Origin of the sequence: Eisenbergiella porci (assembly GCF_009696275.1) — a bacterium.
GTDB lineage: Bacteria > Bacillota > Clostridia > Lachnospirales > Lachnospiraceae > Eisenbergiella > Eisenbergiella porci.
In genome coordinates this window covers 1-23,149 of sequence record NZ_VUMI01000017.1, presented here as the reverse complement: position 1 = coordinate 23,149, position 23,149 = coordinate 1, and the positions used below count along the sequence as shown (strand labels likewise).

24 protein-coding genes and 2 pseudogenes are annotated in these 23,149 nt (G+C 49.9%); 24 read left to right on the top strand and 2 right to left on the bottom strand.

Annotated features, from left to right (window positions below; genetic code table 11):
* Window positions 1-19: 19 nt before the first annotated feature.
* The 4 genes and pseudogenes from FYJ45_RS33405 to FYJ45_RS11965 form a co-directional block, all read left to right on the top strand.
* Window positions 20-82, top strand: a pseudogene (locus FYJ45_RS33405) (Maff2 family mobile element protein); the annotation flags it as partial.
* A 177-nt stretch (window positions 83-259) separates the two neighbouring features.
* Window positions 260-517 (top strand): helix-turn-helix domain-containing protein, encoded by a 258-nt coding sequence (locus tag FYJ45_RS11975; protein WP_070470271.1) that lies wholly within the window; start codon window positions 260-262, stop codon window positions 515-517.
* Between the two features lie 55 nt (window positions 518-572).
* Complete coding sequence (locus FYJ45_RS11970) at window positions 573-1,418, top strand: magnesium transporter CorA family protein (protein ID WP_070470268.1); 846 nt, start codon at window positions 573-575, stop codon at window positions 1,416-1,418.
* Between the two features lie 195 nt (window positions 1,419-1,613).
* A complete protein-coding gene (locus tag FYJ45_RS11965; RefSeq protein WP_070470264.1) occupies window positions 1,614-2,090 on the top strand; it encodes an Hsp20/alpha crystallin family protein in 477 nt (158 codons plus the stop codon).
* Between the two features lie 126 nt (window positions 2,091-2,216).
* On the opposite strand, the gene FYJ45_RS11960 is transcribed toward FYJ45_RS11965, so the two are convergent.
* Entirely contained in the window at window positions 2,217-2,543 is a 327-nt protein-coding gene (locus tag FYJ45_RS11960) for a helix-turn-helix domain-containing protein (RefSeq protein ID WP_070470262.1), read from the bottom strand.
* A 127-nt stretch (window positions 2,544-2,670) separates the two neighbouring features.
* Here FYJ45_RS11960 and FYJ45_RS11955 point away from each other — a divergent pair, with 127 nt between their 5' ends.
* Window positions 2,671-3,492, top strand: a complete 822-nt coding sequence (locus FYJ45_RS11955; RefSeq protein ID WP_070470260.1) for an RING finger protein — start codon at window positions 2,671-2,673, stop codon at window positions 3,490-3,492.
* A 44-nt stretch (window positions 3,493-3,536) separates the two neighbouring features.
* Here the strand turns inward: FYJ45_RS11955 and FYJ45_RS11950 are convergent, their stop codons facing one another.
* On the bottom strand, window positions 3,537-4,349 hold the full coding sequence (locus FYJ45_RS11950) for a helix-turn-helix domain-containing protein (protein ID WP_070470257.1): 813 nt from the start codon (window positions 4,347-4,349) through the stop codon (window positions 3,537-3,539).
* Window positions 4,350-4,883: 534 nt separating this feature from the next.
* On the opposite strand from FYJ45_RS11950, the gene FYJ45_RS11945 reads away from it, so the two are divergent.
* The 19 genes and pseudogenes from FYJ45_RS11945 to FYJ45_RS11850 form a co-directional block, all read left to right on the top strand.
* Window positions 4,884-5,072, top strand: coding sequence for a hypothetical protein (locus FYJ45_RS11945; protein WP_083283837.1), 189 nt, complete (start codon window positions 4,884-4,886; stop codon window positions 5,070-5,072).
* Window positions 5,073-5,402: a DeoR family transcriptional regulator gene (locus FYJ45_RS11940; protein ID WP_070470252.1), complete on the top strand. Its 330-nt coding sequence runs from the start codon at window positions 5,073-5,075 to the stop codon at window positions 5,400-5,402.
* Window positions 5,403-5,406: 4 nt separating this feature from the next.
* On the top strand, window positions 5,407-5,706 hold the full coding sequence (locus FYJ45_RS11935; RefSeq protein ID WP_070470249.1) for a DUF3847 domain-containing protein: 300 nt from the start codon (window positions 5,407-5,409) through the stop codon (window positions 5,704-5,706).
* Window positions 5,703-6,023, top strand: coding sequence for a transposon-transfer assisting family protein (locus tag FYJ45_RS11930; RefSeq protein WP_070470246.1), 321 nt, complete (start codon window positions 5,703-5,705; stop codon window positions 6,021-6,023). The genes FYJ45_RS11935 and FYJ45_RS11930 overlap by 4 nt, the downstream gene beginning before the upstream one ends.
* A gap of 435 nt (window positions 6,024-6,458) precedes the next feature.
* Entirely contained in the window at window positions 6,459-7,292 is an 834-nt protein-coding gene (locus FYJ45_RS11925) for a methyltransferase domain-containing protein (protein WP_002592690.1), read from the top strand.
* A 142-nt stretch (window positions 7,293-7,434) separates the two neighbouring features.
* Window positions 7,435-9,042, top strand: coding sequence for a MobQ family relaxase (gene mobQ, locus FYJ45_RS11920; protein WP_070470244.1), 1,608 nt, complete (start codon window positions 7,435-7,437; stop codon window positions 9,040-9,042).
* A 68-nt stretch (window positions 9,043-9,110) separates the two neighbouring features.
* On the top strand, window positions 9,111-9,758 hold the full coding sequence (locus FYJ45_RS11915; RefSeq protein WP_044478888.1) for a CHC2 zinc finger domain-containing protein: 648 nt from the start codon (window positions 9,111-9,113) through the stop codon (window positions 9,756-9,758).
* Window positions 9,724-11,079: a virulence-associated E family protein gene (locus FYJ45_RS11910; RefSeq protein ID WP_072853254.1), complete on the top strand. Its 1,356-nt coding sequence runs from the start codon at window positions 9,724-9,726 to the stop codon at window positions 11,077-11,079. Before FYJ45_RS11915 ends, FYJ45_RS11910 begins: the two co-directional genes overlap by 35 nt.
* A gap of 253 nt (window positions 11,080-11,332) precedes the next feature.
* Window positions 11,333-11,530: a hypothetical protein gene (locus FYJ45_RS11900; protein ID WP_070470237.1), complete on the top strand. Its 198-nt coding sequence runs from the start codon at window positions 11,333-11,335 to the stop codon at window positions 11,528-11,530.
* Window positions 11,531-11,536: 6 nt separating this feature from the next.
* Entirely contained in the window at window positions 11,537-13,201 is a 1,665-nt protein-coding gene (locus tag FYJ45_RS11895; protein WP_044478882.1) for a recombinase family protein, read from the top strand.
* A 91-nt stretch (window positions 13,202-13,292) separates the two neighbouring features.
* The gene (locus FYJ45_RS33150) at window positions 13,293-13,382 is read left to right on the top strand and encodes a Maff2 family mobile element protein (RefSeq protein WP_408609495.1); all 90 of its coding nucleotides are present in this window, start codon (window positions 13,293-13,295) and stop codon (window positions 13,380-13,382) included.
* Between the two features lie 19 nt (window positions 13,383-13,401).
* On the top strand, window positions 13,402-14,271 hold the full coding sequence (locus tag FYJ45_RS11885; RefSeq protein WP_154464759.1) for a VirB6/TrbL-like conjugal transfer protein, CD1112 family: 870 nt from the start codon (window positions 13,402-13,404) through the stop codon (window positions 14,269-14,271).
* Between the two features lie 23 nt (window positions 14,272-14,294).
* Complete coding sequence (locus FYJ45_RS11880) at window positions 14,295-14,786, top strand: PrgI family protein (protein ID WP_154464758.1); 492 nt, start codon at window positions 14,295-14,297, stop codon at window positions 14,784-14,786.
* Window positions 14,686-17,079, top strand: coding sequence for a VirB4-like conjugal transfer ATPase, CD1110 family (locus FYJ45_RS11875; protein ID WP_276891485.1), 2,394 nt, complete (start codon window positions 14,686-14,688; stop codon window positions 17,077-17,079). Before FYJ45_RS11880 ends, FYJ45_RS11875 begins: the two co-directional genes overlap by 101 nt.
* Window positions 17,080-17,090: 11 nt before the next feature.
* Window positions 17,091-18,854, top strand: coding sequence for a CD1108 family mobile element protein (locus FYJ45_RS11870; RefSeq protein ID WP_154464757.1), 1,764 nt, complete (start codon window positions 17,091-17,093; stop codon window positions 18,852-18,854).
* A 16-nt stretch (window positions 18,855-18,870) separates the two neighbouring features.
* The gene (locus tag FYJ45_RS11865) at window positions 18,871-19,137 is read left to right on the top strand and encodes a DUF4315 family protein (protein ID WP_154464756.1); all 267 of its coding nucleotides are present in this window, start codon (window positions 18,871-18,873) and stop codon (window positions 19,135-19,137) included.
* Complete coding sequence (locus FYJ45_RS11860) at window positions 19,109-21,115, top strand: CD1107 family mobile element protein (RefSeq protein ID WP_154464755.1); 2,007 nt, start codon at window positions 19,109-19,111, stop codon at window positions 21,113-21,115. The genes FYJ45_RS11865 and FYJ45_RS11860 overlap by 29 nt, the downstream gene beginning before the upstream one ends.
* 180 nt (window positions 21,116-21,295) lie before the next feature.
* Window positions 21,296-22,765: a DNA topoisomerase gene (locus FYJ45_RS11855; protein WP_321170230.1), complete on the top strand. Its 1,470-nt coding sequence runs from the start codon at window positions 21,296-21,298 to the stop codon at window positions 22,763-22,765.
* Between the two features lie 2 nt (window positions 22,766-22,767).
* A pseudogene (locus tag FYJ45_RS11850) lies at window positions 22,768-23,025 on the top strand (recombinase family protein); the annotation flags it as partial.
* Between the last annotated feature and the right edge of the window lie 124 nt (window positions 23,026-23,149).

Genomic DNA, 23,149 nt, shown 5'->3' with positions numbered 1-23,149 from the left:
GCCCGACCTATCCGACACAATGGCCAAGTGTCGGATAGGAACGGCAAAATTTTTTGCACTTCTATTGCTTCTTTATCACACATAAGCAAAGTCCCAGGGTGTCAAGCAGGTTATGGCTAATTAGATGTAAATAAAAGCGGAAAGGAAAAGCACAATCCAGACGGAACCGGCGAGCCGTCAAGAAATATTGCGAGTTAGCAAGAAAACTGCTATAATGGGAAGCACGAACCCCAGCACTGGGAGAAAGGCAGGACGATAAATGCACATAAGCTATCAACCGCTTTGGAATACATTGAAAGAGCGGAACATGAGAAAAGAGGACTTGCGGCTTGCCGCAGGACTCACCACAAACCAGATTGCCAATATGGGAAAGGGATTGCATATCAGCATGGAAACCCTGCTTCGTATCTGCGGGGCGTTGGATTGTGATATTTCAGATGTGATTGAACTGGAACGAGAAAAATCTTCTTCTGGTGAAGCAGAAGATAGAATCAAAAAGTCGAAAATTCCTTGCTGAAGAATAGCAATATTCCAACATTGAAAATATAACAAAGTTAGGACGTGGAGGATAAATGTACAAAGTATTTTCATTTACAAACACCGATGAAGCTGCTCCTTATATGGATAAAAAGATTCTTCGGTATATTGATGAACAGATTACGGACAGTTTTGAGTGTTTTAAGGACTGCGATATCCTTGCATTTGACTGGTACGATGTTCAGAGTGAAAAAAAAGAGGATTTTAAGATGCTCTTATATCTGGACGGAAAGGATTTGCTGGTATTTTGTGAAACCTCTGAGGCAGAAGAAAAAGCAAATATGATTCTGCATACGATGACAGGGGAAGAAGGAGCAACAAATGAGCGGCTTTTCTACCATTTTTTTTCGTTACTGCTGAAAGGAGACATGGATTTTTTGAATAATCTTGAGGAAGAAATCAGCAATAATGAAGACAAGGTGCTGTCCGGCGACAAGGCATCCTATTTGAAATACATTACTGCATGGAGGCAGGAACTGTTGCGCCTGAAACGCTACTATGAGCAGCTTAATTTCATTTTTGATGAAATGACCGTGAATGACAACCAACTATTTAGCGAAGACGGAGTCCGCAGATTGATGACTTTGAGGAATAGAACGGACCGTTACCTGAGTGCCGTTAAGAATTTGCAGGAAATGGTGTCCCAGCTCCGGGAAGCATATCAATCCCAGCTGGCGATTGAGCAGAATGATCTGATGAAAATTTTTACAGTGGTGACAGTAATATTTCTCCCGCTTTCGCTTCTGGCAGGGTGGTACGGGATGAATTTTTCACATATACCGGAACTCAAATGGAAATATGGATATCCATTGGTAATTCTGGTGAGCATTGTGACAGTCGCAGCGTTAATTTGGAAATTCAAAAAGAAAAAATGGTTATGATTCGCTTTTTAAGAGGACACAAAAAGTTCACAAAAAAATTAGCACTCACCATTGACAAATGCTAACAAGCGTGCTATAACACAGATAGAACAAAGGAAAGGGAAACGGAACAGATGAGAGGTTCCGATTTCTTCCCAAGTATTCTTGGTTCTGATTGACAATTCGGTTTTAACATTAAAAAAGGAGCGATGACTTATGATGTTACCTAGTGTTTTTGGTGAAAACTTATTTGATGATGTTTTTGATGATTTTTGGGGGTTCCCGTCATTTGATGATAAAGCAATGCGTAAAGCAGAGCGGAAGTTATACGGGCACCATGCAGCAAAAATGATGAAGACGGATGTGCAGGAGCACGATGACCATTATGAGGTGGATATTGACCTGCCTGGTTTCAAGAAGGATGAGATTACTCTGGAACTGAAGGACGGCTATCTGGTAATCAGCGCCGCAAAGGGCCTTGACAAGGATGAGAAGGAAAAAGAAACAGGCAAATTTGTACGTCAGGAACGTTATGCAGGCAGTATGAGCCGTTCTTTCTACATCGGCGAGAATGTGAAAGAGGACGATATCCATGCAAAATATGAAAGCGGGGTATTGAAGATTAACATTCCAAAAGAAGAAGCGAAAGAACCGGAAGCTGAAAAAAAGAAATACATTGCCATCGAGGGATAACGGCACCTCTTAACATAGAATAAAAGGATATTGCCCGGAGCGGGAAGCTGTGAAGTTGCCCGTTCTGGGCTTTTCTATATCATTTAAACAAAAAACAATTCAGCCAGCCGGAACCGGCTGGCTGTCCTACTGTTCATTATGCTCCAACACCGCTTTTATCATAGCAACGGCAAGCTCCTGTTTGCTGGGCGACACGTCTTTCCAGAGTGCTTCCAGCTCCTTGATTTTGCTGATTTCGTTTTCTTCCAATTCATCTTGAAGCAGATAATCAGGGGAAATCCGCAGGGAGTTACAAATATCTATGAATACCGGCAGACTGGGCATTTTCACACCGCCCTCAATCTGGCGAAGATACGTTGCGTTGATATTGCATAATTCCGAGAGCTTGTCTGCGGTAAAGCCCCGGTCTTTTCGTACCTCATTGATACGCTTTCCTAATCCTTTTCTCTCCATTGCCACCACCCGTTTGTTAGCTGTCAGTTATTATTTTGTACACCATAAGCCTATAATATGATTGTCATTTATCATAGATTCTGTTAGACTATGTTATATTAGCTAATAGCTAAACGGAGGGCATGAGATGAAAAGAATGTGGGAAAAAGTAAAGGAAACATGGCGGGAATTTTGGTTCGTTTATGAGGACGAGGAAGATTCCACACAACACCTAAGCCGGTCAGATAAGCAAAGTATCTGGTGCGGCTCATTTCTTATGTGTGCGTTCACGGCGGTTCTATGTATGGCTGGAATTGCAATCGGGAATATCCGTAACAACCGCCAGTATGAGCAGGACGTGGAAGAAACACTAAATATGATAGCAACCTACTTTGCCACCGCCACCGAGGACGAGTATGACGAGATAGCCCAGACTATCCGCCATGATTTGGTATTCAGTGAATACGGCAGGGATATGGAGAATTTGATACAGTACATTCCGAACACGTCCGAGAGCTGCCCCACCTGCCAGGAAAGCTATCCGGCACAGGCATTTCTTGTTTGTGTCAATACAGGAGAAACCTATTCCCTTGACGTGTATCACACAGACGAAAGCCCGGATGATGAATACGGCGGTATGCGCCTGTCCTTTGGTTATGATGAAATCAGCGAAGCGAGTATTCATGTAACATCATATCCGGGAGAACAAGACGGCTATGCAGAGATTTTCCGGGGGCGGCGGATTGTCAGCGCCCACAAGATGAAGTCTGTTTTTTGTGACGATTGTATCAGGGAGATTCTAAACACGATTGACGGGCAGCTATTGGAGGAAGTTGTTCTTTTTGACGCAGAACAAAAAGCCTTTTATCCGGTCAAGGACGAGGAAACGCTTCAAATCGGAAGCTATGGGCTGGCTGTCAGCTATGACAGCGGGGATTTCAGGATTGATATAGAATATGTCAGCGAATAAAGGCGCTGCCGTTGCAGGAACCGCAATTCCAACAACGGCAGTTTTTATTTTCTCCTGCGCCGGAAATTCAAAGGATTGTTTTTAATGACCGGCGATTTTGCCAGCACTTTTTTCAAGACTTTCTGCTCATCAGGGGGCAGCTTGTCAAAGTCGATACCCAGCATATTTAAAATGACTTTCCAGATTTTTGTCAGGTGGTCGCCGGGGAATTTCAGGGCGTTTTGAATATCTTGCGCCATTTTCTTTGCGAGGGAGAAATCCGGCGTGCTGTCAATGTCGTGTTCATGGGCTTTCCGTATATCGTGGAGAATGGAATCCCATGTTTTATGCGTTATATGGCAGAAAAAATCTTCTTCCTCTAATTGGGCGGCAAGAAGCGTTTCCGAATATAAATCCCCGTCCACATAGCGGTGCTTCTGAATGAGGGCAAGCCGCTGTTCTTCCAGCCCTTCGTTCATATCCCGGAAGCGGGCGGTCGCATGACCGTCTATGTAAATTTCCGTATCGGTCATCAGCCGCTCAAACTTTCCGTGGGTGATAATCTCACAGAGCAGACGGTTATTGATTTTGCCGCTTTTCAAAAGCTCCACTGTTTCATCATTCAGGTGCAGCTCCATTAAGGGCGTGTTTACCTGCTCCCTGTTTTCTGTCCGGCACAGCAGGTAATCAAGGGACACCCCGTAGAAGTCCGCCAGAATAACGAGGTTGCCATGATTGATTTCTTTGTAATCGTCCGCTTCATAGCTGCCAAGGGCAGACTTTGAAATGCCGGTCAGGTTTGATAGTTCTTCCAGCTTCAGCTTTCTCTCTGTGCGTAAATCCTTTAGCCGTTCCTGTATGCTAAGGCGTGATTTCATAGGCGAATGGCTCCTTTCCGGCGGCTCCCCCGCCGCTCTCTAAAGATTATACCACACCATTTCCGAGAACGTGGAAATTTTCGATTTTCAGCTGGATTTCCTACTTTATGGATATACGGAGCAGGGTACAAAAATGTTCTATCATACAAGTAGTTCATCGGTGAATCAATTCAACCGAATGACCGGCTTGTGTGGGATATGCGCCCCGGAGATGTAGCGCCGTGACCTGCGGCAGGGAAATGGAGGAACCCTGACCGCAGCGAGCGTACCAAGGGGAGCGAAACGCCGCCGTGAGAATCGGGGGCAGGAACGACACCGGGGAGAACCGGCAAAATGGACACCAAAACGATACCAAAAACCAACAATCGGGCAAGGTATAGCCTACCCTGCCCGTAATACCACGGGGGATTTTCGGGCGGCTCTATGGCTTGAATTTCCCTGAAAATCGCCCCGAAATGCAACACAAAAATCTGCTATCCGTCCACCGGCGGCTGTTACCGCCAGCATGGGCGGATTTTTCATTAAGGAGGCACTATGCCGAGAATGTCAAAGAAGTTGAAGAAAGAGCTTGCTTTCTTCTTAAACGAGCGTGGACGCAGGAGCTACAACGAGCTTTGCCGGAAATGCCAGCATGATTGCAAGCAGAGCTTCCGGGCGGTCATTGTGGCTTGCCCCCGCTATCTTTCCAAACGCTCAAAACAGAAAAAGGAGGACACCAACTGAATGGAATATGAATTTATGACGATTGACACACCCCTGCCGCCCAGTATGCCTCTGCCGAGAGCCATGCTGCGGCTCCCGATCAGCAGCACCGCAAAAATCATGTACGCCCGTATGCTGGACGATGTTCTGGCAAATGGCATAGAGGACATGAACGGGATTTTATTTATCTGTTTCCCGATTGTGGAATTGTCGGCGGCGCTCTCCCGCAGCACCATGACCGTGAAGCGTTCCTTAAACGAGCTGGAAGCTGCCGGACTGATTGTGCGGGTGCGTCAAGGCTTTGGGGAGCCGAACAAGATATATGTACTCATTCCCAGAACGGAGGGCTGACGCTATGAGTGAAAAGCTGGAAAAACTCAATCAGGAAATAGAGAAAACCGAAGCAAAGTTGCGGAGGGCGCAGCATGAGGAAAAGATTCTGGAACACCAGATAAAGACGCTGACCCGAAAAGAGCGGACGCACCGGCTCTGTACCAGAGGGGCGGAGTTGGAAAGATACCTGCCCCACCCGGAGCTTTTGCCGGAGGAACAGGTCAAACTGTTCTTGAAGCTGCTCTTTCATCGGGACAGCACCCGGCAGCTCATAGAACAGATATTTGCCGGAACCGGCACAGAAAAGGAGGACACGGAATGAATGTGAAATTTTCAAAGGACGAGCTGGCTATGGTTTACCAGTACGCCGCCGCCACGAAACAGGAAACTCTTGCCGGACTTCGGGAAATCGTGCCGGTCATTCGTGACAGGCAGGCGAGGGAGATTGTGGAAAGCACAATCCGAAAGCTGGACGCTATCCCGGAGCCGGAGTGCCGCCGCTTTATCGCTGACACCAGACAGCGGTTTATCCAGAAGCGGGACAATTCAATCCGGCGCAGGCTGGCGGAAGCAAAGGCGCAGACGAGGGAGAAAACGCCCCATTCCAAGAGAAAAGAGCCAGACCGGGAACGGTCATAATAGCTTCCAGAGCGGTAAGCGTGGCTTCCCCCTCTGAAAGAGGGCGCAATTATACACCACTTCGGGAAGTGGTGCATTGCGCCCTGCCGGAGGCGTCCTGCGGACAGCAGATGATTTCCGTAGATTTTCAATCTGCTCCAATCATCACAGGGGAAGTTACCCTTCCCCTGCGCTGGCTTACGCCAGCTACCCCTTTGTGGACTTGCCGCCCGGAATTATCTTGCGTTGCAAGTTGTTTCCATCTGACAAGTTTGCTGAAATTCGGCTATACTTTTTTTATGAGATAGCGTATAATGGAGCCGGTGACAAATCGGAGTTTGGAGGTGAGAATATGACAGCGCATATGAGATTAAGATAACACCGCGGGTTATGTTGCGGTGAATCCGTATTGCATAGCTCGCTTATTGGGCAAGTAATATAATAACGGAGGGAATAATGAATAAAATACTTAGATTTAGTGACAGTGAAAAAGTTTTTCAATGTCCTATATGTAAAACAGATTTAAAATTGAAACAAAAAAGTTTATTTTGTTCTAATCATCATTGTTTCGATATTTCAAAAACGGGTTATGTGAACTTTGCTGTAGGAACAAAATCTTCAAAACATTATAGCAGAGAGACTTTTCAAATTAGGCGGGAGGTTTTAGAAAAAGGCTATTATTCACATATCCTGAATGAAGTGGTGCAGCTTATAAAAAGCTTTAGCAGCATTGATACAATACTTGATATTGGCTGCGGTGAAGGATATTATTCAAAGCAGATAAAAGAAGTATCAGGTGATAAAGAAATTATTGCATTTGATATTTCTAAAGATGCTGTTCAGCTTGCAGCAAAAAGTGATTTCAGTAATTCTATCAAATGGTTTGTGGGAAATTTGGAAGAAATGCCCATAAAAGACAAAAGGATAGATTGCATATTAGATATTTTTACTCCTGCTAACTATTCCGAATTTAACAGAGTTTTGAAAGAAGGCGGTTATGTAATTAAGGTAATTCCGGGAAATGCTCATCTTAAGGAGCTTCGAGAGACGGCAAAAGAACAATTGAAAAGCAATCAATATTCTAATGCGGCTGTCGTAGATTATTTCCAAAAGAAGTATTCCGTTGTTTATCACAAGAAAGTTTCAGCAACGTATACAATGACATCCGAGGAAATAAAAACCTTTGCGGATATGACTCCACTACTGTTTTGTGTAAATAAAGATGGAATAGATTTAAAAAAAACAAAAGAAATCACTATTGATGCAGAGATATTTGCAGGGAAATTATAAATTCAATTTCAATTTGTCGAATTGACAAACTATTAAAAAATTAAATAACCCGCCGCCCATCAACGGCACACCCAAGCAGGAAATCTGAAAAGGTATCCTGCTATTTTTTTGCCCCGAATCCGGGAGAAAGGAGGACGTACTCTTGCCATGCCCGCATTGTAAAATCACCATCATCAAGCGGAGCAACAATGAATCCGCTGTTTCTGCCGCCGCCTACCAGAGCGGCGAGAAGCTGTTCTCTGAATATGACCAGGAACAGAAATACTATCCCTACAAGAACGAAGTCACCCACAAAGAAATCATGCTCCCGCCCCATGTGCCGCCGGAGTTTGCAGACCGCAATACTTTATGGAACTCAGCCGAAGCGCAGGAAAAACAATGGAACTCCCAGCTTGCCCGGAGATTCGTGCTTGCCATCCCAAGGGAAATCCCGCCGGGACAGTACGCCGACCTTATCCGTGACTACTGCCGGGAGTTTTTTGTTTCCAAAGGCATGATTGCCGACTTTGCCATCCATGACAAGGGGGACGGCAACCCACACGCCCATATCCTGCTCACCATGCGGGCGATGGACGAAAAAGGCAAATGGCTCCCCAAGAGCCGTAAAGTGTACGACCTTGACAAGAACGGGGAGCGCATCCGGCTTGCGTCCGGCAGATGGAAAAGCCATAAGGAGAACACAGTAGACTGGAACAACCGGAAGTACGCCGAAATCTGGCGGCAGGGATGGGCGGACACGGCCAACCGCTATCTGGAAGCCAATGACCGCCCGGAACGGCTTGACCTGCGCTCCTATGCCCGACAGGGGATTGACCAAATCCCTACCGTCCACATGGGAGCGGCCGCCTGCCAGATGGAGAAGAAAGGAATCCAGACCAACATCGGCAATCTGAACCGGGACATCAAAACCGCCAACCGGCTCATGCAGTCCATCCGGCAGATGGTACGGAGCCTAAAGGGATGGCTGTCTGACTTAAAAGAGAAAAAGGCTGTATTACTGGAAGCATTGGAGCAGGCGAAGGAGCCGACACTCCCGGAACTGTTATTCCGGTATCTGGAACAGCGGAGTGGGGAACGTGCCGACTGGACTTCCAGAGGGAAGCTGAAAGGAACCGTTGCCGATTACAATAAAGTGCAGGCGGCGATGGACTTCCTGCGGAAAAAGGGAATCTCCACCGTGGAGAGCCTTGACACCCGGCTGGATGAAATCGGCCAGACCGCTGTTTCCGTCATGGGGAGCATGAAAAAAAGCGAGAAGCGGATAAAAGCCATCAATACCATGCTCTCCTACATTGACAAATACGAAGCCGCCAAGCCAGTCCATGCGGAGTATGCCGCCATCGGCTGGAAGAAGAAAAAGGAGAAGTTTGCGGAGAGCCACCGGGAGGAACTGGACGCTTATAATGCCGCCATCCGGTATTTGAAAGCCAACCTGAAAGGCAATTCCTACTCCCGCAAAGATTTGGAAGCGGAACGGGAACAGCTTGCCGCCGCCCTGCCCGGACAAAAGAAGGAACTGGAAGCGGTTCAGGCAGATGTGAAGGTGCTGCGTGACGTGCGCCACTGGCTGAATCAGGTTTTGCCATCCGAGCAGTACCGCCAGACCGCCGAGCCGGGGAAGAAACCATCCGTACAGGAGAGCCTGAAAGGGCGGCAGGAACGCATCCGGCAGGAGCAGGCAGGGAAACAGAAGCCGCCCCGGACACAGAAGCCGCCCCGGACACAGAAACAACAGAATATGGAACTTTAAACAGGCACTTGTTTTGTGATTTGAAATCGCTGGCAGGTGCCTTTTTCATTATCAGGAGGGAACGCCTATTGAACGTATTTGAAGCCGTGAAGCAGTCCGTCACCACAAGGCAGGCTGCGGAGCGTTATGGAATCAAAGTAAACCGGAACGGGATGTGCGTCTGCCCGTTCCACAACGATAAGAACCCAAGCATGAAGGTTGACCGCCGCTTTTACTGTTTCGGCTGCGGAGCCACCGGGGACGTGATAGATTTTGTTTCCCGGCTCCATGGTATCAGCAGCAAAGAAGCCGCCCTTATGCTGGCACAGGACTTCTCTATCCCTTATGAGGATGGGAGGAACGGCAAAAAGCAGCCCATAAGGCCACGCTTGCGAAAAGAAACGGAGGAACAGAAATTCAGGCACATGGAGCGGCACTGCTTCCGGGTGCTGTCCGACTATTACCATCTCCTGCGCCGCTGGAAGGAGGAATACGCCCCACGCCAGCCGGATGAAGCGTGGAACCCCCGGTTTGTGGAAGCCCTGCAGAACATGAGCCGGGTGGAATACCTGATGGACGTGCTTCTCTCCGGGGACATTCAGGAGCGGGCAGCCCTTATCACAGGACACGGAAAGGAAGTGAGGAACCTTGAAAGACGGATGGCAGAATTTACCGCCCCAGATACGGCAGGAAACAGCGAACATGGCAGACAGCGCAGAGCCGCCCCGGAGCGTTGAGGAAGTGAAGGCCATGCTGGAAACCACCGAAAAAGGCGGCTTCCGCAACAGCATGAGCAACTGCCTGACCGTGTTCCAGTGCGACCCGCTCCTTTCCGGGGCGGTTGCCTACAACCTGCTGACCGACCGCACCGATATTTTAAAGCCAATCGGCTACAAAAGAACTGCCGGAAGCCCCATGACCGACACGGACATGAAATATATCCGGCTGTATCTGGAAAAGACCTATGGCCTGACAAGCGAGAAAAAGATACAGGACGCCGCCGCCCTTGCCGCCGATGAGAACAGCTACCACCCTGTCCGGGATTATTTAAACGGCCTGACATGGGACGGAACCGAACGGATACGCTCCTGCCTGCGTCACTTTCTGGGAGCCGGTGAGGACGAGTATACTTTCCAATCCCTGCGCCTGTTTTTGTTGGGAGCCATCCACCGGGCATTTTCCCCCGGCTGCAAGTTTGAAGTCATGCTCTGTCTGGTGGGCGGGCAGGGAGCCGGGAAGTCCACCTTCTTCCGCCTGCTGGCAGTCAAAGACGAGTGGTTCTCCGATGACCTGCGGAAGCTGGACGATGACAACGTATACCGCAAACTCCAAGGCCACTGGATAATCGAGATGTCGGAGATGATTGCCACCGCAAACGCCAGGAGCATAGAGGAAATCAAGTCATTTTTGAGCCGCCAGAAGGAAGTCTACAAGATACCCTATGAAACCCACCCGGCAGACCGTCCAAGGCAGTGCGTGTTCGGCGGGACATCCAATGCCCTTGACTTCCTGCCCCTTGACCGTTCAGGAAACCGCCGCTTCATTCCTATACAGGTATGCCCGGAACAGGCGGAAACACACATTTTAGAGGACGAAGCCGCTTCCAGAGCCTATCTGAATCAGGTATGGGCGGAAGCGATGGAGATTTACAGGAGCGGCAGGTGGAAGCTGACATTCAGCCCGGAAATGGTGCGCCATTTAAAGGAACACCAGCGGGACTTCATGCCGGAGGACACCAAGGCCGGTATGATACAGGCTTTCCTTGACAGCTACCCCGGCGATACCGTCTGCTCCAAACAGCTTTACAAAGAAGCCCTGAACCATGACTTTGACGAGCCGAAACAATGGGAGATACGGGAAATCAACGAGATAATGAACCAGTGCATCACTGGCTGGAATTATTTCTCCAACCCCCGGATGTTTGCCGGGTACGGCAGGCAGAAAGGATGGGAACGGGAAAACGCACGGACAGAACCGGCAACGGACAGCGGCAACGGGACGGAAAAAATCCCGGAAGGATTTACGCCGGTGCCGGAACAGATGGAGCTTCCATTCTGAAAAAATCCGGGCAGGGACAGCCCGTTGCACACTCCGTTGCTATCCCGTTGCCGACCCGGTTGCCGGGAAAAATCCCGTAACTGCGGGCTTTTCTCCCCTTTAACAACCAAAGCAACAGAAAAATAAAAGAAAAAGTATAAAATAACCCAACTGCCAGACAAGGATTAGCTCCAAGGTTTTTTGAAGCCCGTTGCCGGACTTCGTTGCCGCTATCCCCTGTCTGGCTTATTTCATGTATGGAGGACAACTGCCTATGGCGAAAAATAAAACAGAGATTCATGTCACCACAGTATTTGACGGCGAACTGGACGCTACGGACGTTTTCGTGAGCCTTATCGCACAGAAACACACCAGAAAAACAGATAAAGAATATCTTGCTAAAACGCAAGAAATGAGATATAATAAAGACGAGGTTCAAAGTGACCGTGTTCCGTCTGGATTGTGTGGGTAAACGGTTATGATGAACGGATTAGATTATGACGTGATTGGCACGGCGCTTGCCGGGGGATTCCGGGCAGCTATCTATTGCAGGCTCTCGAAAGACGATGACCTTCAGGGCGAGAGTGCCAGCATCGCAAACCAGCGGGATATGCTGGAAAAGTTCTGTGAAAAGCAGGGATGGGAGGTTGCGGCAGTCTATCAGGACGACGGCTTCACCGGCCTGAACATGGAACGCCCCGACCTGAAACGGATGTTGAAGGCCATTGAGCGGAAGCAGATAAACCTTGTCATTACGAAAGATTTATCAAGGTTAGGGCGGAACTACTTGCAGACCGGGCAGCTTATCGAGGACTTCTTCCCAAGGAACGGCGTGCGCTATATCGCCATGAATGACGGTATCGACACCATGCGGGACAACAACGACATTGCGCCCTTCAAAAATATCCTGAATGAGATGTACAGCAAGGATATTTCCAAGAAAGTCCATTCTTCCTATGTGCTGAAAGCCCAGAAAGGCCAGTTCACCGGCTGCCTTGCCCCCTTCGGCTACAAAAAAGACCCGGAGGACAGGAACCGCCTGCTGGTAGACGAGGAAACCGCCCCGGTTGTCCGGCTGATTTTCGGGTATGCGCTGGACGGGCACGGCCCCAACTACATCCGGCGCAGGCTGGAGGAAGAAAAGCACCCCTGCCCCACATGGTGGAACCGGCAGCGTGGGCACAGGAACATCCGCACCAAATGGGAGAAGAAAGACCCGGAGAATGGGCGGTACATCTGGGATTTTACAGTGATTAAGGAAATCCTGATGAACCCCGTCTACACCGGCGCAATCGCTTCCCAAAAGACCGAGTACCGCTTTAAAATCGGCACTATCCGGGACAAGAAGCCGGAGGACTGGATTGTGGTGGAAGGGACGCATGAGCCGCTGGTGGACAAAAAGAGTTTTGCCATCGTGCAGGAGAAGCTGAAATCCCGCCAGCGGCCGGGGCAGTCCGGGGAGCCGAGCCTGTTTGCCGGACTTCTCAAATGTGGTGAGTGCGGAAAGTCCCTGACTGTCCGCTACACCAATGCCAAGCACCCCCAGAGGATTTATTCCTGCAAGACTTACAATGCCTTTGGGAAACAGCACTGCACCCAGCACCGGATTGATTATGACACGCTCTATGCCCTTGTGCTGAATAAAATCCGGGAGTGCGCCGCCGCTGCCCTGACCGACAGTGAAGCGGTGGCCGGGCGGCTGACCGACACCTGCGAAGCCGAGCAGAAAGGCCAGAGGGAAGCGATGGAGCGCACCCTTGCCAAAGACGAGGAACGGATTGAAGTGTTGGAAAAGATGGTGCTGCGGCTCTATGAGGACATGGTTGCCGGACGAATCACAGACGCAAACTTCAATCTCCTGCTGGAAAAGACGCAGAAGGAACAGGCGGAATTAAAGGCAAAAGTCGAGAAAGGCAGGAAGCACCTTGCCGATGAAATCCGGCTTGCCGTGGACGCAAGGCAGTGGGTGGAATCCATACAGGAATACCGGGACATCACCGAACTGGACGCTTCCACCTTAAACCGCCTGATTAAAGAAATCGTTGTCCATGAAACCATAGGCAGCGATAAGACAAGACACATTTCTATCGAAATTCATTTTAATCTCAAACCCATACCGGAAGTGGAGCAGGTCACAGGCTGACCGCTCCCCGCTCCGGGGAGGTTCTTTAAAAACTCCATATATATTTCTTGACGTGCCGCCGCCCGCCAGAAAGCTGTATTGTTCCTACTAATTGGGGATAACACAGCTCATGGCCGGTGGCGGTGTCATGCTGCTTGGCTTGAAGGTTGTGCCTCTGCTTTCTTCCCTGATCTCCGTTTAATCGGCACGGGTAGCGGCTTATGCAAAGCATAATCGACGCCATTGAACAGTGGCTGAAAGACTTCTTAATCGGAGCCATCACTGGCAATCTGTCGAATATGTTTAGCGATGTGAACACAAAAGTCGCCACGATAGCAACTGAGGTGGGAAAGACGCCGGAAACATGGAACTCCGACGTCTTTTCTATTATCTTATCGCTATCCCGGAACGTGGTTGTGCCCTTAGCGGGGCTTGTAATAGCCGCCGTCCTGACGTATGAGCTGATTTCAATGATTATCGACAAGAACAATATGCACGAAGTCGATACCTTTGATTTTTTCAAGTGGGCTTTCAAGTCAGCAGCGGCGGCAATCATCGTTAATCATACCTTTGATTTCATCATAGCGATTTTCGATGTCGCACAGACCATGGTGCAAAGGAGCGCTGGTGTCATCAACACCAACGCCAGCATTGATATTTCCACAGCGATAGCGGATATTACCACCCAGCTCCAGGCAATGGAGCTGGGTGATCTGTTCGCACTCATGCTGGAAACCTGGATTGTATCCTTTGCCATGAAAGCCATGGGCCTGATTATCACGGTCATTCTCTATGGCCGTATGATTGAAATCTATATCTATGCCAGTGTTGGCCCGGTGCCGTTTGCCACATTTATGAACCGTGAATGGGGCAACATCGGAACGAACTATGTGCGTGGGCTTGTCGCTCTCGGCTTGCAGGGCTTTCTCATTATGATCTGTTTGGGAATTTACGCTGTACTGGTCAACGCATTAACGCTGGGCGGAGATTTGCACTCAGCCATTTGGAGCTGCGCCGCATACACGGTGCTATTGTGTTTCAGTTTGTTTAAGACCGGCTCCGTGGCAAAGAGTATCCTGAACGCCCACTAATCTGAGAAATAGGAGGTTTGAAATTGGCCTATGTAACCATAACTAAGGATTTGACCGAAGTGAAGGATAAAGTAGCCTTTGGCATGACGAAACGCCAGATCATCTGCTTTTCCCTGGCCGGAGTGACCGGTGTGGGCGCATACTTTTTGCTGCGCCAGCCTTTGGGCAACGACATAGCGCTCCTTATGCTGATTGCCCTGGCTGCGCCATTCATGCTCTTTGGTCTGTATGAGAAGAACGGCCAGCCTTTGGAGAAAATCCTGAAGAATATCATTCGTGTCCGTCTGATTGTACCGGCAGCCAGACCGTACCGGACACAGAATCGCTTTGCTGCTTTGGAGCGGCAGGAACGCTATGAAAAGGAGGTAGAACAACTTGTTTCCATTCCGAACAAAACCACTGGCAAGAACAGCCGTGGGCTGGGAACATCTGGTGATCCGTCCCGACACCAAGCTGACACCTGCGGACAAAAAGCGGGTCGAAAAGGCAATCCGCAGGGCAAAAAAAGAAGGTAAGATTGCCCTGACAGCCCAGCAGACCATTCCCTACGAAGAAATGTACCAGGATGGCATCTGCCGCATCACGAACCGGCTTTACAGTAAAAGTGTTCTCTGCGAGGACATCAACTACTCCGAAGCATCGGACGATGAAAAGGCTGTGCTGTTTGAGCTGTACTGCAAGTTGGTCAATTATTTCGGCCCTGCGGTGGGATTTGAACTTTCCGTCATCTGCTATCCGGCAGACTTAAGCGAATATCAAAAGATGCTTGCCATCAATCCGAAGGGCGACCAGTTTGATGCTATCCGTAAGGAATACAGCGATATGCTGGTGCGTCAGGTTTCCAAAAGCCGTTATGAACGGCGCATCTGCCTGACCTATACCATTGAAGCGGATGATGTAAAGCAGGCCCGTTCCCGATTGGGACAGATTGATAACGATGTGGTAGGCCACTTCCGTTCCCTGAACGTTGCAGCCCGTTCCATGAGTGGGTATGAACGCCTTGCCACCCTGCATAAGTGCCTGAATCTGGAGGAAACCCGTAAATTCCGTTTCAACTGGGACTCCTTGAACCACACCGGGCTTTCCAGTAAAGACTATATTGCTCCCAGTTCCTTCTTCTTTAAGGACGGGCGCTACTTCCGCAGCGGAGCATCTTTCGGTGCGGTTTCTTTTTTGCAGATACGGGCAACCAAGATTTATGACACACTGCTGAACGACCTTTTAAATATGGAAGGAAGTCAGATCGTCAGCATCCATGCCAAGGCTCTCGACCAGAATGCCGCATTGAAAACCGTCAAGCGTAAGCTGAGTGATCTGGATAAGGCAAAGATCGACGAACAGAAACGAGCCGTGCGCTCCGGTTTCGATATGGATATTCTGCCGCCTGACCTTGTTACCTTCGGCAAAGAAGCCCAGAAACTTCTGGAGGATTTGCAGAACCACGATGAAAAGATGTTCCTGGTCACGATCCTGATTGTCCATGCGGCCACCAGCCGCCAGAAATTGGAGAACCTGATTTACTCTGCCAATGGCATCGCCAACACCCACAACTGCGATTTGATCCGTTTGGATTATCAGCAGGAACAGGGCTTTATGTCTGCGCTGCCTATCGGTATCAATCAGGTGGAAATCCAGCGTGGGCTTACCACCAGCGGGACGGCAATCTTTTTGCCGTTCCGTGCCTGTGAAGTGTTCCAGCCGGGTGGCGTCTACTACGGCCTGAACGCTACCACCGGGCGTATGATACTGGCAGACCGAAAGAAGCTGAAATGTCCCAATGGTGTGGTACTGGGGACTCCTGGTTCTGGCAAGTCCTTCTCGTGTAAGAGGGAGGCTGCCGATGTGTATCTGCATACCAATGACGATCTGCTGTTTTTGGATGCTGAAAATGAATACACTTCGCTGGTGGAACAGCTTGGCGGACAGATTATCCGGCTGGCCCCGGACAGTGACGATTATATCAACCCTATGGATATTGACCTTTCCACCGATACCGGTGAAAACCCGCTGTTGATGAAAGCGGATTTTATCATGTCCTTCTGTGAGCTGATCCTGTCTGCTTCCCAGGGCGGCTTAAAGCCGATTGAGAAATCCGTCATTGACCGCTGTATCCCCAAAGTCTACCGGGAATACATCAAGAACCCCGTGCCGGAGAATATGCCGGTTCTGGGCGACCTTTACGATTGTCTGAGGGCACAGCAGGAACCCCAGGCACAGGAACTTGCCACAGCGATGGAATTGTATGTGACCGGCTCCCTGTCTTATCTGAACCATCGCACCAACGTCAACATCAATAACCGGGTGGTCTGCTATAACATCAGCGCCCTGGGGCAAAACCTGAAAAAGCCGGGTATGCTGACCGTTCAGAATAACATCTGGCAGCGCACCACGGTAAATCGTTATGCAGGGAAAACCACCAGAATTTACCTGGACGAATTTCACTTACTCCTGAAGGAGCCGCAGACAGCCGCCTATACCGCCGAAATCTACAAAAGATTCCGGAAATGGAATGGCATACCGACAGCCCTGACGCAGAATGTGAAAGATCTGTTGGACAGCCCGGAGATTGAAAACATTCTGGAAAACAGTGATTTCATCCTGATGCTCAATCAGGCTGCCAGTGACCGAAACATTCTGGCACAGCGTCTGGCGATTTCTCCAAAGGAATTGACCCACATCACAAACAGCGGTGCCGGTGAGGGCCTGCTGTTCTTCGGGGATAAAATCATCCCGTTTGTAGATAAGTTCCCGGTGGATACCCAGCTTTATAAAGTCATGACAACGAAGCCTGCGGATTTGGCAGCATAAGGAGGTCTGCCATGAGAAAAAAATCCAATATCTATGACGCTGACGATGTAGAACGCAGTAAACGGCTAACTTTTACCCCGGAGGAACGTGCCGCCCGTGCGGAACATAAGGCGGAAGTCCTGGGCAAAAAGCTGGAACAGGCGCAGAAGAAAATCCCCAAGAAGAAAAAATTGCGTCTGCAAAAGGAACTTGACCCCCAAAAAAGCAAGCTGAAGCATACGCTCCGCTTTGAGGAAGTAGAGAAAAAGCGTGGCAAGGAAGCCCTGCCGAAAAAAGCGAGCCGCCGCATGGCTCAGAGTGCCAGCGCTGCCGTCCATTCCAAGCTCCATCAGGTGGAGGAAGAAAACGTCGGCACCAAAGCTGCCCACCGGACGGAACTGGCTGCTGAAGGTGCCGCCACCGCAGCCACCCATGCAGCAAGGAAACACCATTTGAATGCTCCTTATAAACGGGTGGAGAAACTGGAAGTCAAGGTAAACAAGGCCAATGCGGAAGCTGCCTTTCGTGCCACTGTTCGGGACAACCCAGAGTTACAGCAGAATACGGTCAAGAGTTTCTTTCAGAAACGGCGTATCAAGCGTCAATATGCCAAGGAGTTCCGAAAAGCCCAGAAAAACGCGGGTCAGGGCGTTGCGGCAACCAAGAAGGCCAAGGAAGTCATCAGCTCCGCAGGTCAGGCGGTTGTAAATGCCGTTAAGAACCACAAGGGCGGCCTTATGGTCTTTGGCATTCTGGCATTGTTGGTTATTATGGTGTTCTCGTCCCTTTCTTCCTGCTCTGTGATGATGGAGGGAGCCATTGGTTCCATCCTGGGCACTTCCTACACTTCGGAAGATCCCGACATTATCCAGACGGAAGCTAATTACACCGCTCTGGAAAGCGAGCTGCAACGGAAGTTAGCGAACATCGAAAGCACGTATTCCGGCTATGACGAATACCGCTACGATGTGGACAGCGTGGGCCACAATCCCAATGAGCTGATTTCCTATCTGACCGCCAAATTTGACGCTTTTACCCCTGAACAGGTGCAGGCGGAGCTGGAAGCAGTCTTTGAAAAGCAGTACAGCCTGACCACCCGTGAAGTAGCGGAAATCCGCTACCGGACAGAAACCCGTACCGGCACGACCACCAGCACTGACCCGGAAACCGGCGAAACCACCACAGAGGAATACACCTATGAAGTGGAAGTCCCTTATGAGTATACAATTCTCTATGTGACCCTGCGGAACAAAGGATTTGGCACGGTTGCCGTGGAGGGCTTGACGGAGGAACAGAAAGAGCGTTATGCGGCAACTCTTTCCATGAAAGGCAATAAGCCTTATCTGTTCGGAAATGACATTTATGCCAATGAAAGCGCCGGTGAGGATTACGATATTCCGGGCGAAGCACTGGCAGACCCGGAATTTGCCGCTCTTATTACAGAAGCAGAAAAATACCTGGGCTATCCTTACGTCTGGGGCGGCTCCAGTCCAAGCACCAGCTTTGATTGCAGCGGTTTTGTCTGCTATGTGTTTACCAACAGCGGCGTCCACAACCTGCCCCGTACCACTGCCCAGGGCATCTTTAACCAGTGTGCCCACATCTCCCCAAGCGAAGCAAAACCGGGCGACATCATTTTCTTTACGGGCACTTATAACTCATCCGGCCCTGTGAGCCATGTGGGAATATACGTTGGCGACAATATGATGATCCATTGTGGGTCACCGATCCAGTACGCACGGACTGACAGCAGCTACTGGTCACAGCATTTTTACGCTTTCGGGCGATTGAATTAAAAAGGAGGTCTTACGATTGAACCCTAAGTTGCAGAAAGTCTTGTCGGAGATCGACAAGACCAAGAACAAGATTGCTGCCCAGCAGACCCGGCTCCGGGAACTGGAACAGCAGAAAACAGAACTGGAAAACACAGAGATTGTCGGTATGGTTCGTGGGCTGGATGTAGACCCGGAAGAACTGGCAGCATTCATCAAGGCGTTCCGCACCTCTCAGGCCGGGACGCCTGATTTTATGGAAAGCGAGGGAACCAACCATGAAAATGTGGAATACGAAACGGAATAAAAGATTTATCGGGTCTGTCTGCCTGATGCTCTTCATGCTCCTTATGACCGTGCCCCTTTTGGGGATGGCTTCGGCAAATGCGACAGAAGTGGATACGGTGTCGGGAAATGATGCTCTTGCGGCCTGCATCTGTGAAACGAAATGCACGGAGGAAGTGCCCAACCTGGAATGCCCGGTATGCAAAGAAACTGCGGAGAATTGCGCCGGAATTACGGCAGAGCCGGAAAACCTGCCTTGTTTCTGCGAAGTGCAATGCACGAAGGATGCCCATGATGCACAGTGCCCAGCCTGTGCCGCTGATATGGACTTGTGCATCGCACCACCGGCAGCACTGGAGCCGGTAAGCTGTCTTTGTGTCAATCTGTGCCTGCCAGATGCTGTCAATCAGGAATGTACCCTTTGCTTGCAGGATGTGACCCAGTGTGTGGGCATAGCGGCAGAAACGGAACCTCCTACCGAACCCGATCAGCCTACGGAGCCGGTGGAACCCACGGAACCGGAAGAACCTGATGAACCAGAAACTTGCACCTGTACGGAAAAGTGCGTTGCCGGTGCGGTCAATACAGATTGCTCCATCTGCAAAAATGACCTGACCCCGTGTGTGGGTGTGGAACAGGCCGACCCCAAGTTTACGATCTCCATTCTGGAATCGGACGGCTGGTACACCGATAAGGCTGACGTGGAAATCCGTATCAAGGACGTAAACGAAACCGGCTGGGAAAACGTGAAAGCCAAGATCAATAGCGGAGGAAGCTGGATTGATCTGACCGATGATCTGATTGATACGGATAAGATGTATCTGGAAATCTCTGAAAACTGCACCATTTATGTGACTGTTACCGATAAAAACGGTAAGGCGCATACCAAGAATCGTTACATCGAAGTCTTTGACCGGGAAGCCCCGACTGTCCGTGTCGGGATTGATGATGAACTGCTCCGTGTGGAAGCGAACGATGATTTATCAGGTGTATATAAGATTTACGTCTGCGGCAATTCCTTCTCCAAGCTGACCAATGGCACATTGGACATCAGGCTGAAGGACTATGCCGACGATTACGAAAAAATCACGATTCAGGCCATCGACCATGCAGGCAATAAAAGCCGCATGACGCAACTCAACAATCCTTATTATGAGGAACCTGAGAAAGACACTGGCAATTCTTCTGTTGGAACCACTACGGTTCCGACTGCTCCTTCCACCACAGTAACACCTTCCGGCAGCGGCACCACTTTGACCCAAAGCGGCGGCACAGTTTCCACCGGGCAGACTGCCAAGCCTACCGGCAGCACCGGCAGTACCGTTACTAAGACCGATACGGTAAAGGATGCCTCTGCTGCGGAAACGGATACGGAGGAAGAAACCGAAGCAAATCCTTTTACACCTGCTGGCAACGCTACGGTGGTTGATAATGCTACCGATGATGAGGGAAAGGAGTTCTACACCATTACCACCCCCAACGAAAACATTTTCTATCTCATCATCGACAAGCAGCGTGAGGGCGAAAATGTGTATTTCCTGAATGTCGTGACAGAAAGTGACCTGATGGCACTGGCGCAGAAGGATGAAAACAGCCAGACAACGGCACCGGTTGATACGACCCCGACAGAGCCTGTTACACAGGAACCGGAAGAACCTGTTGAACCGGAAACCCCTTTGGAAGAACCGGAACAGCCTGCGGAAAAAGGCGGCAACAGCATGATGCTGGTAGTTGTGGTGATCGCTCTGGCCGCTGGCGGCCTGGGCTACTATTTCAAGGTCTATAAGCCGAAGCATGAGCTGGACGATGCAGAGGATATTGACGATTTCGAGTTTGAAGGGCCGGAGGAACCGATGGTCAATGAGGACGAAGAAACCGCCATGCTTGAGGAAACATCCCATGAAGAATTGTCCGAGGAAGAAGAAGCCGAACAGCGCAGGCTTTATGAGGAGGATAACGAGGACATTCCTATCGAGGGCGACGATGACCTTGTTTTCTAATAATCCCGGACTGGAACGAATGATGCAGCAGAAACCCGCTGGGCGGCAGGTACCGGAGGCAAGACCGGCACCTGCCCCCGATTCGCCCTGCTATGGATGTGCTTATGGCAAGGGGCGGCGCTGTGTGGGAATTTGCTACAAGGAGCTGTTAGGCGAAAGGAGGAAAACCGCTTGAAATTAGTGATTGCAGAAAAGCCCAGTGTGGCACAGAGCCTTGCCGCCGTGCTGGGAGCAAAAGAACGTGAGCAGGGATACTTACAGGGAAACGGCTATGTGGTTTCCTGGTGTGTCGGTCATTTAATCGGGCTGGCGGCGGCTGATGCCTATGATGCCCGCTATTCCAACTGGTGCTATGAAGATCTGCCTATTATCCCAAAGGTTTGGAAATACGCTGTAGCACCGGACAAAAAGGAACAGTACGAAGTGCTGGTGTCATTGATGAACCGTCCGGACGTGGAAAGTCTGGTCTGTGCCACGGATGCCGGACGTGAAGGGGAACTTATTTTCCGCTTGGTCTATGACCATGCCGGGTGCCAAAAGCCCATTGAACGCCTGTGGATCAGCAGTATGGAGGATACCGCTATTCGTGAAGGGTTTGAAAGCCTGCGCCCTGGCAGGGATTACGACCTTTTATATGAAGCTGCCCTGTGTCGTGCGAAAGCGGACTGGATGGTGGGCATTTCCGGCACCCGTCTGTTTTCAACGCTCTACCGGAAAACCCTGAACATTGGGCGTGTAATGACCCCGACCTTGGCTCTTGTGGTTGAACGTGAAGCTGCTATTTCCAATTTTAAAAAGGAAAAGTTCTACACAGTGGTCTTAGACTGCGGCAAATTTACTGCCGTCAGTGACCGATGCGAAAACCGCAAAGCAGCCGATCATCTGGCTTCCGCCTGCAGCACGCAGGCGGCGGTGGTCAAACGTGTGGAGCGCAAGCAAAAATCCACACAGCTCCCAAAGCTCTACGATCTGACTTCCCTCCAGAGGGACGGCAACCGGCTTTTCGGATATACCGCCCAGCAGGTTTTAGACTATGCCCAGGCATTGTACGAGAAAAAGCTACTCACTTATCCCCGTACTGACTCCAACTATTTGACGGAGGATATGAAAGATACGATTGCGGGCCTTTGTGAACTGGCGGCGTCAGCTCTGCCGTTTGCCATTCCAACATTTACTGTTGATGCAGGCCGTGTCATCAACAATGCCAAGGTCAGCGACCATCATGCTCTGCTTCCTACCAGACAGGTAAAAAGCACCGACCTTGCCGCCCTGCCTGCCGGTGAACGCAATATCCTGACCCTTGTAACGGTGCGGCTCTTATGCGCTGTGGGAGAAAAACAGTCTTATGAAGATACCGTCGCAGTTCTGGACTGCGGCGGTACTTCTTTTACAGCCAAAGGGCGTGTCATTACGGTTCCCGGTTTTAAGGCCGTGGAACAGGCACACCTTTCTTCCCTGAAGAAAAAACCGGAGGACGATACCAAGGACGAGGATGCCAAAGCACTGCCGCCCCTTACCGAAGGCCAGACCTTTGAACGAGTGAAAGCTGCCGTCAAAGAAGGAACAACCAGCCCACCCAAACATTTCACGGATGTAATACACTTTGAGAGTAGGCAGTGGAAATATTCAGAACGCAAAGGAGCAGGATAGCAATGAAAATCAAGGATAAGAGATTTAAAATCACAGCTTTATACGAGCGACTTTCAAAGGATGATGAGGTGCAGGGAGAGTCAAACAGTATCGTCAATCAGAAGCGGATGTTGACGCAGTATGCAGAACAGCATGGATATGAGAATATTGAGCATTACACGGATGATGGATGGACTGGCACAAATTTTGACAGACCCGACTGGAAGAGAATGCTTGCGGATATTGAAGCTGGCAAGGTGGGTACTGTCATTGTAAAGGATGATTGTGTTATTTTAGAACTAAACGCAGAAAGCCCCTAAAAATGCGGGTTTTGTGGTGTTGGTTCTGTTTTTTGACCCAAAACAGAGGATAACAAGAGCGCAGGGCGGCGCAAGGAGGGTAGAA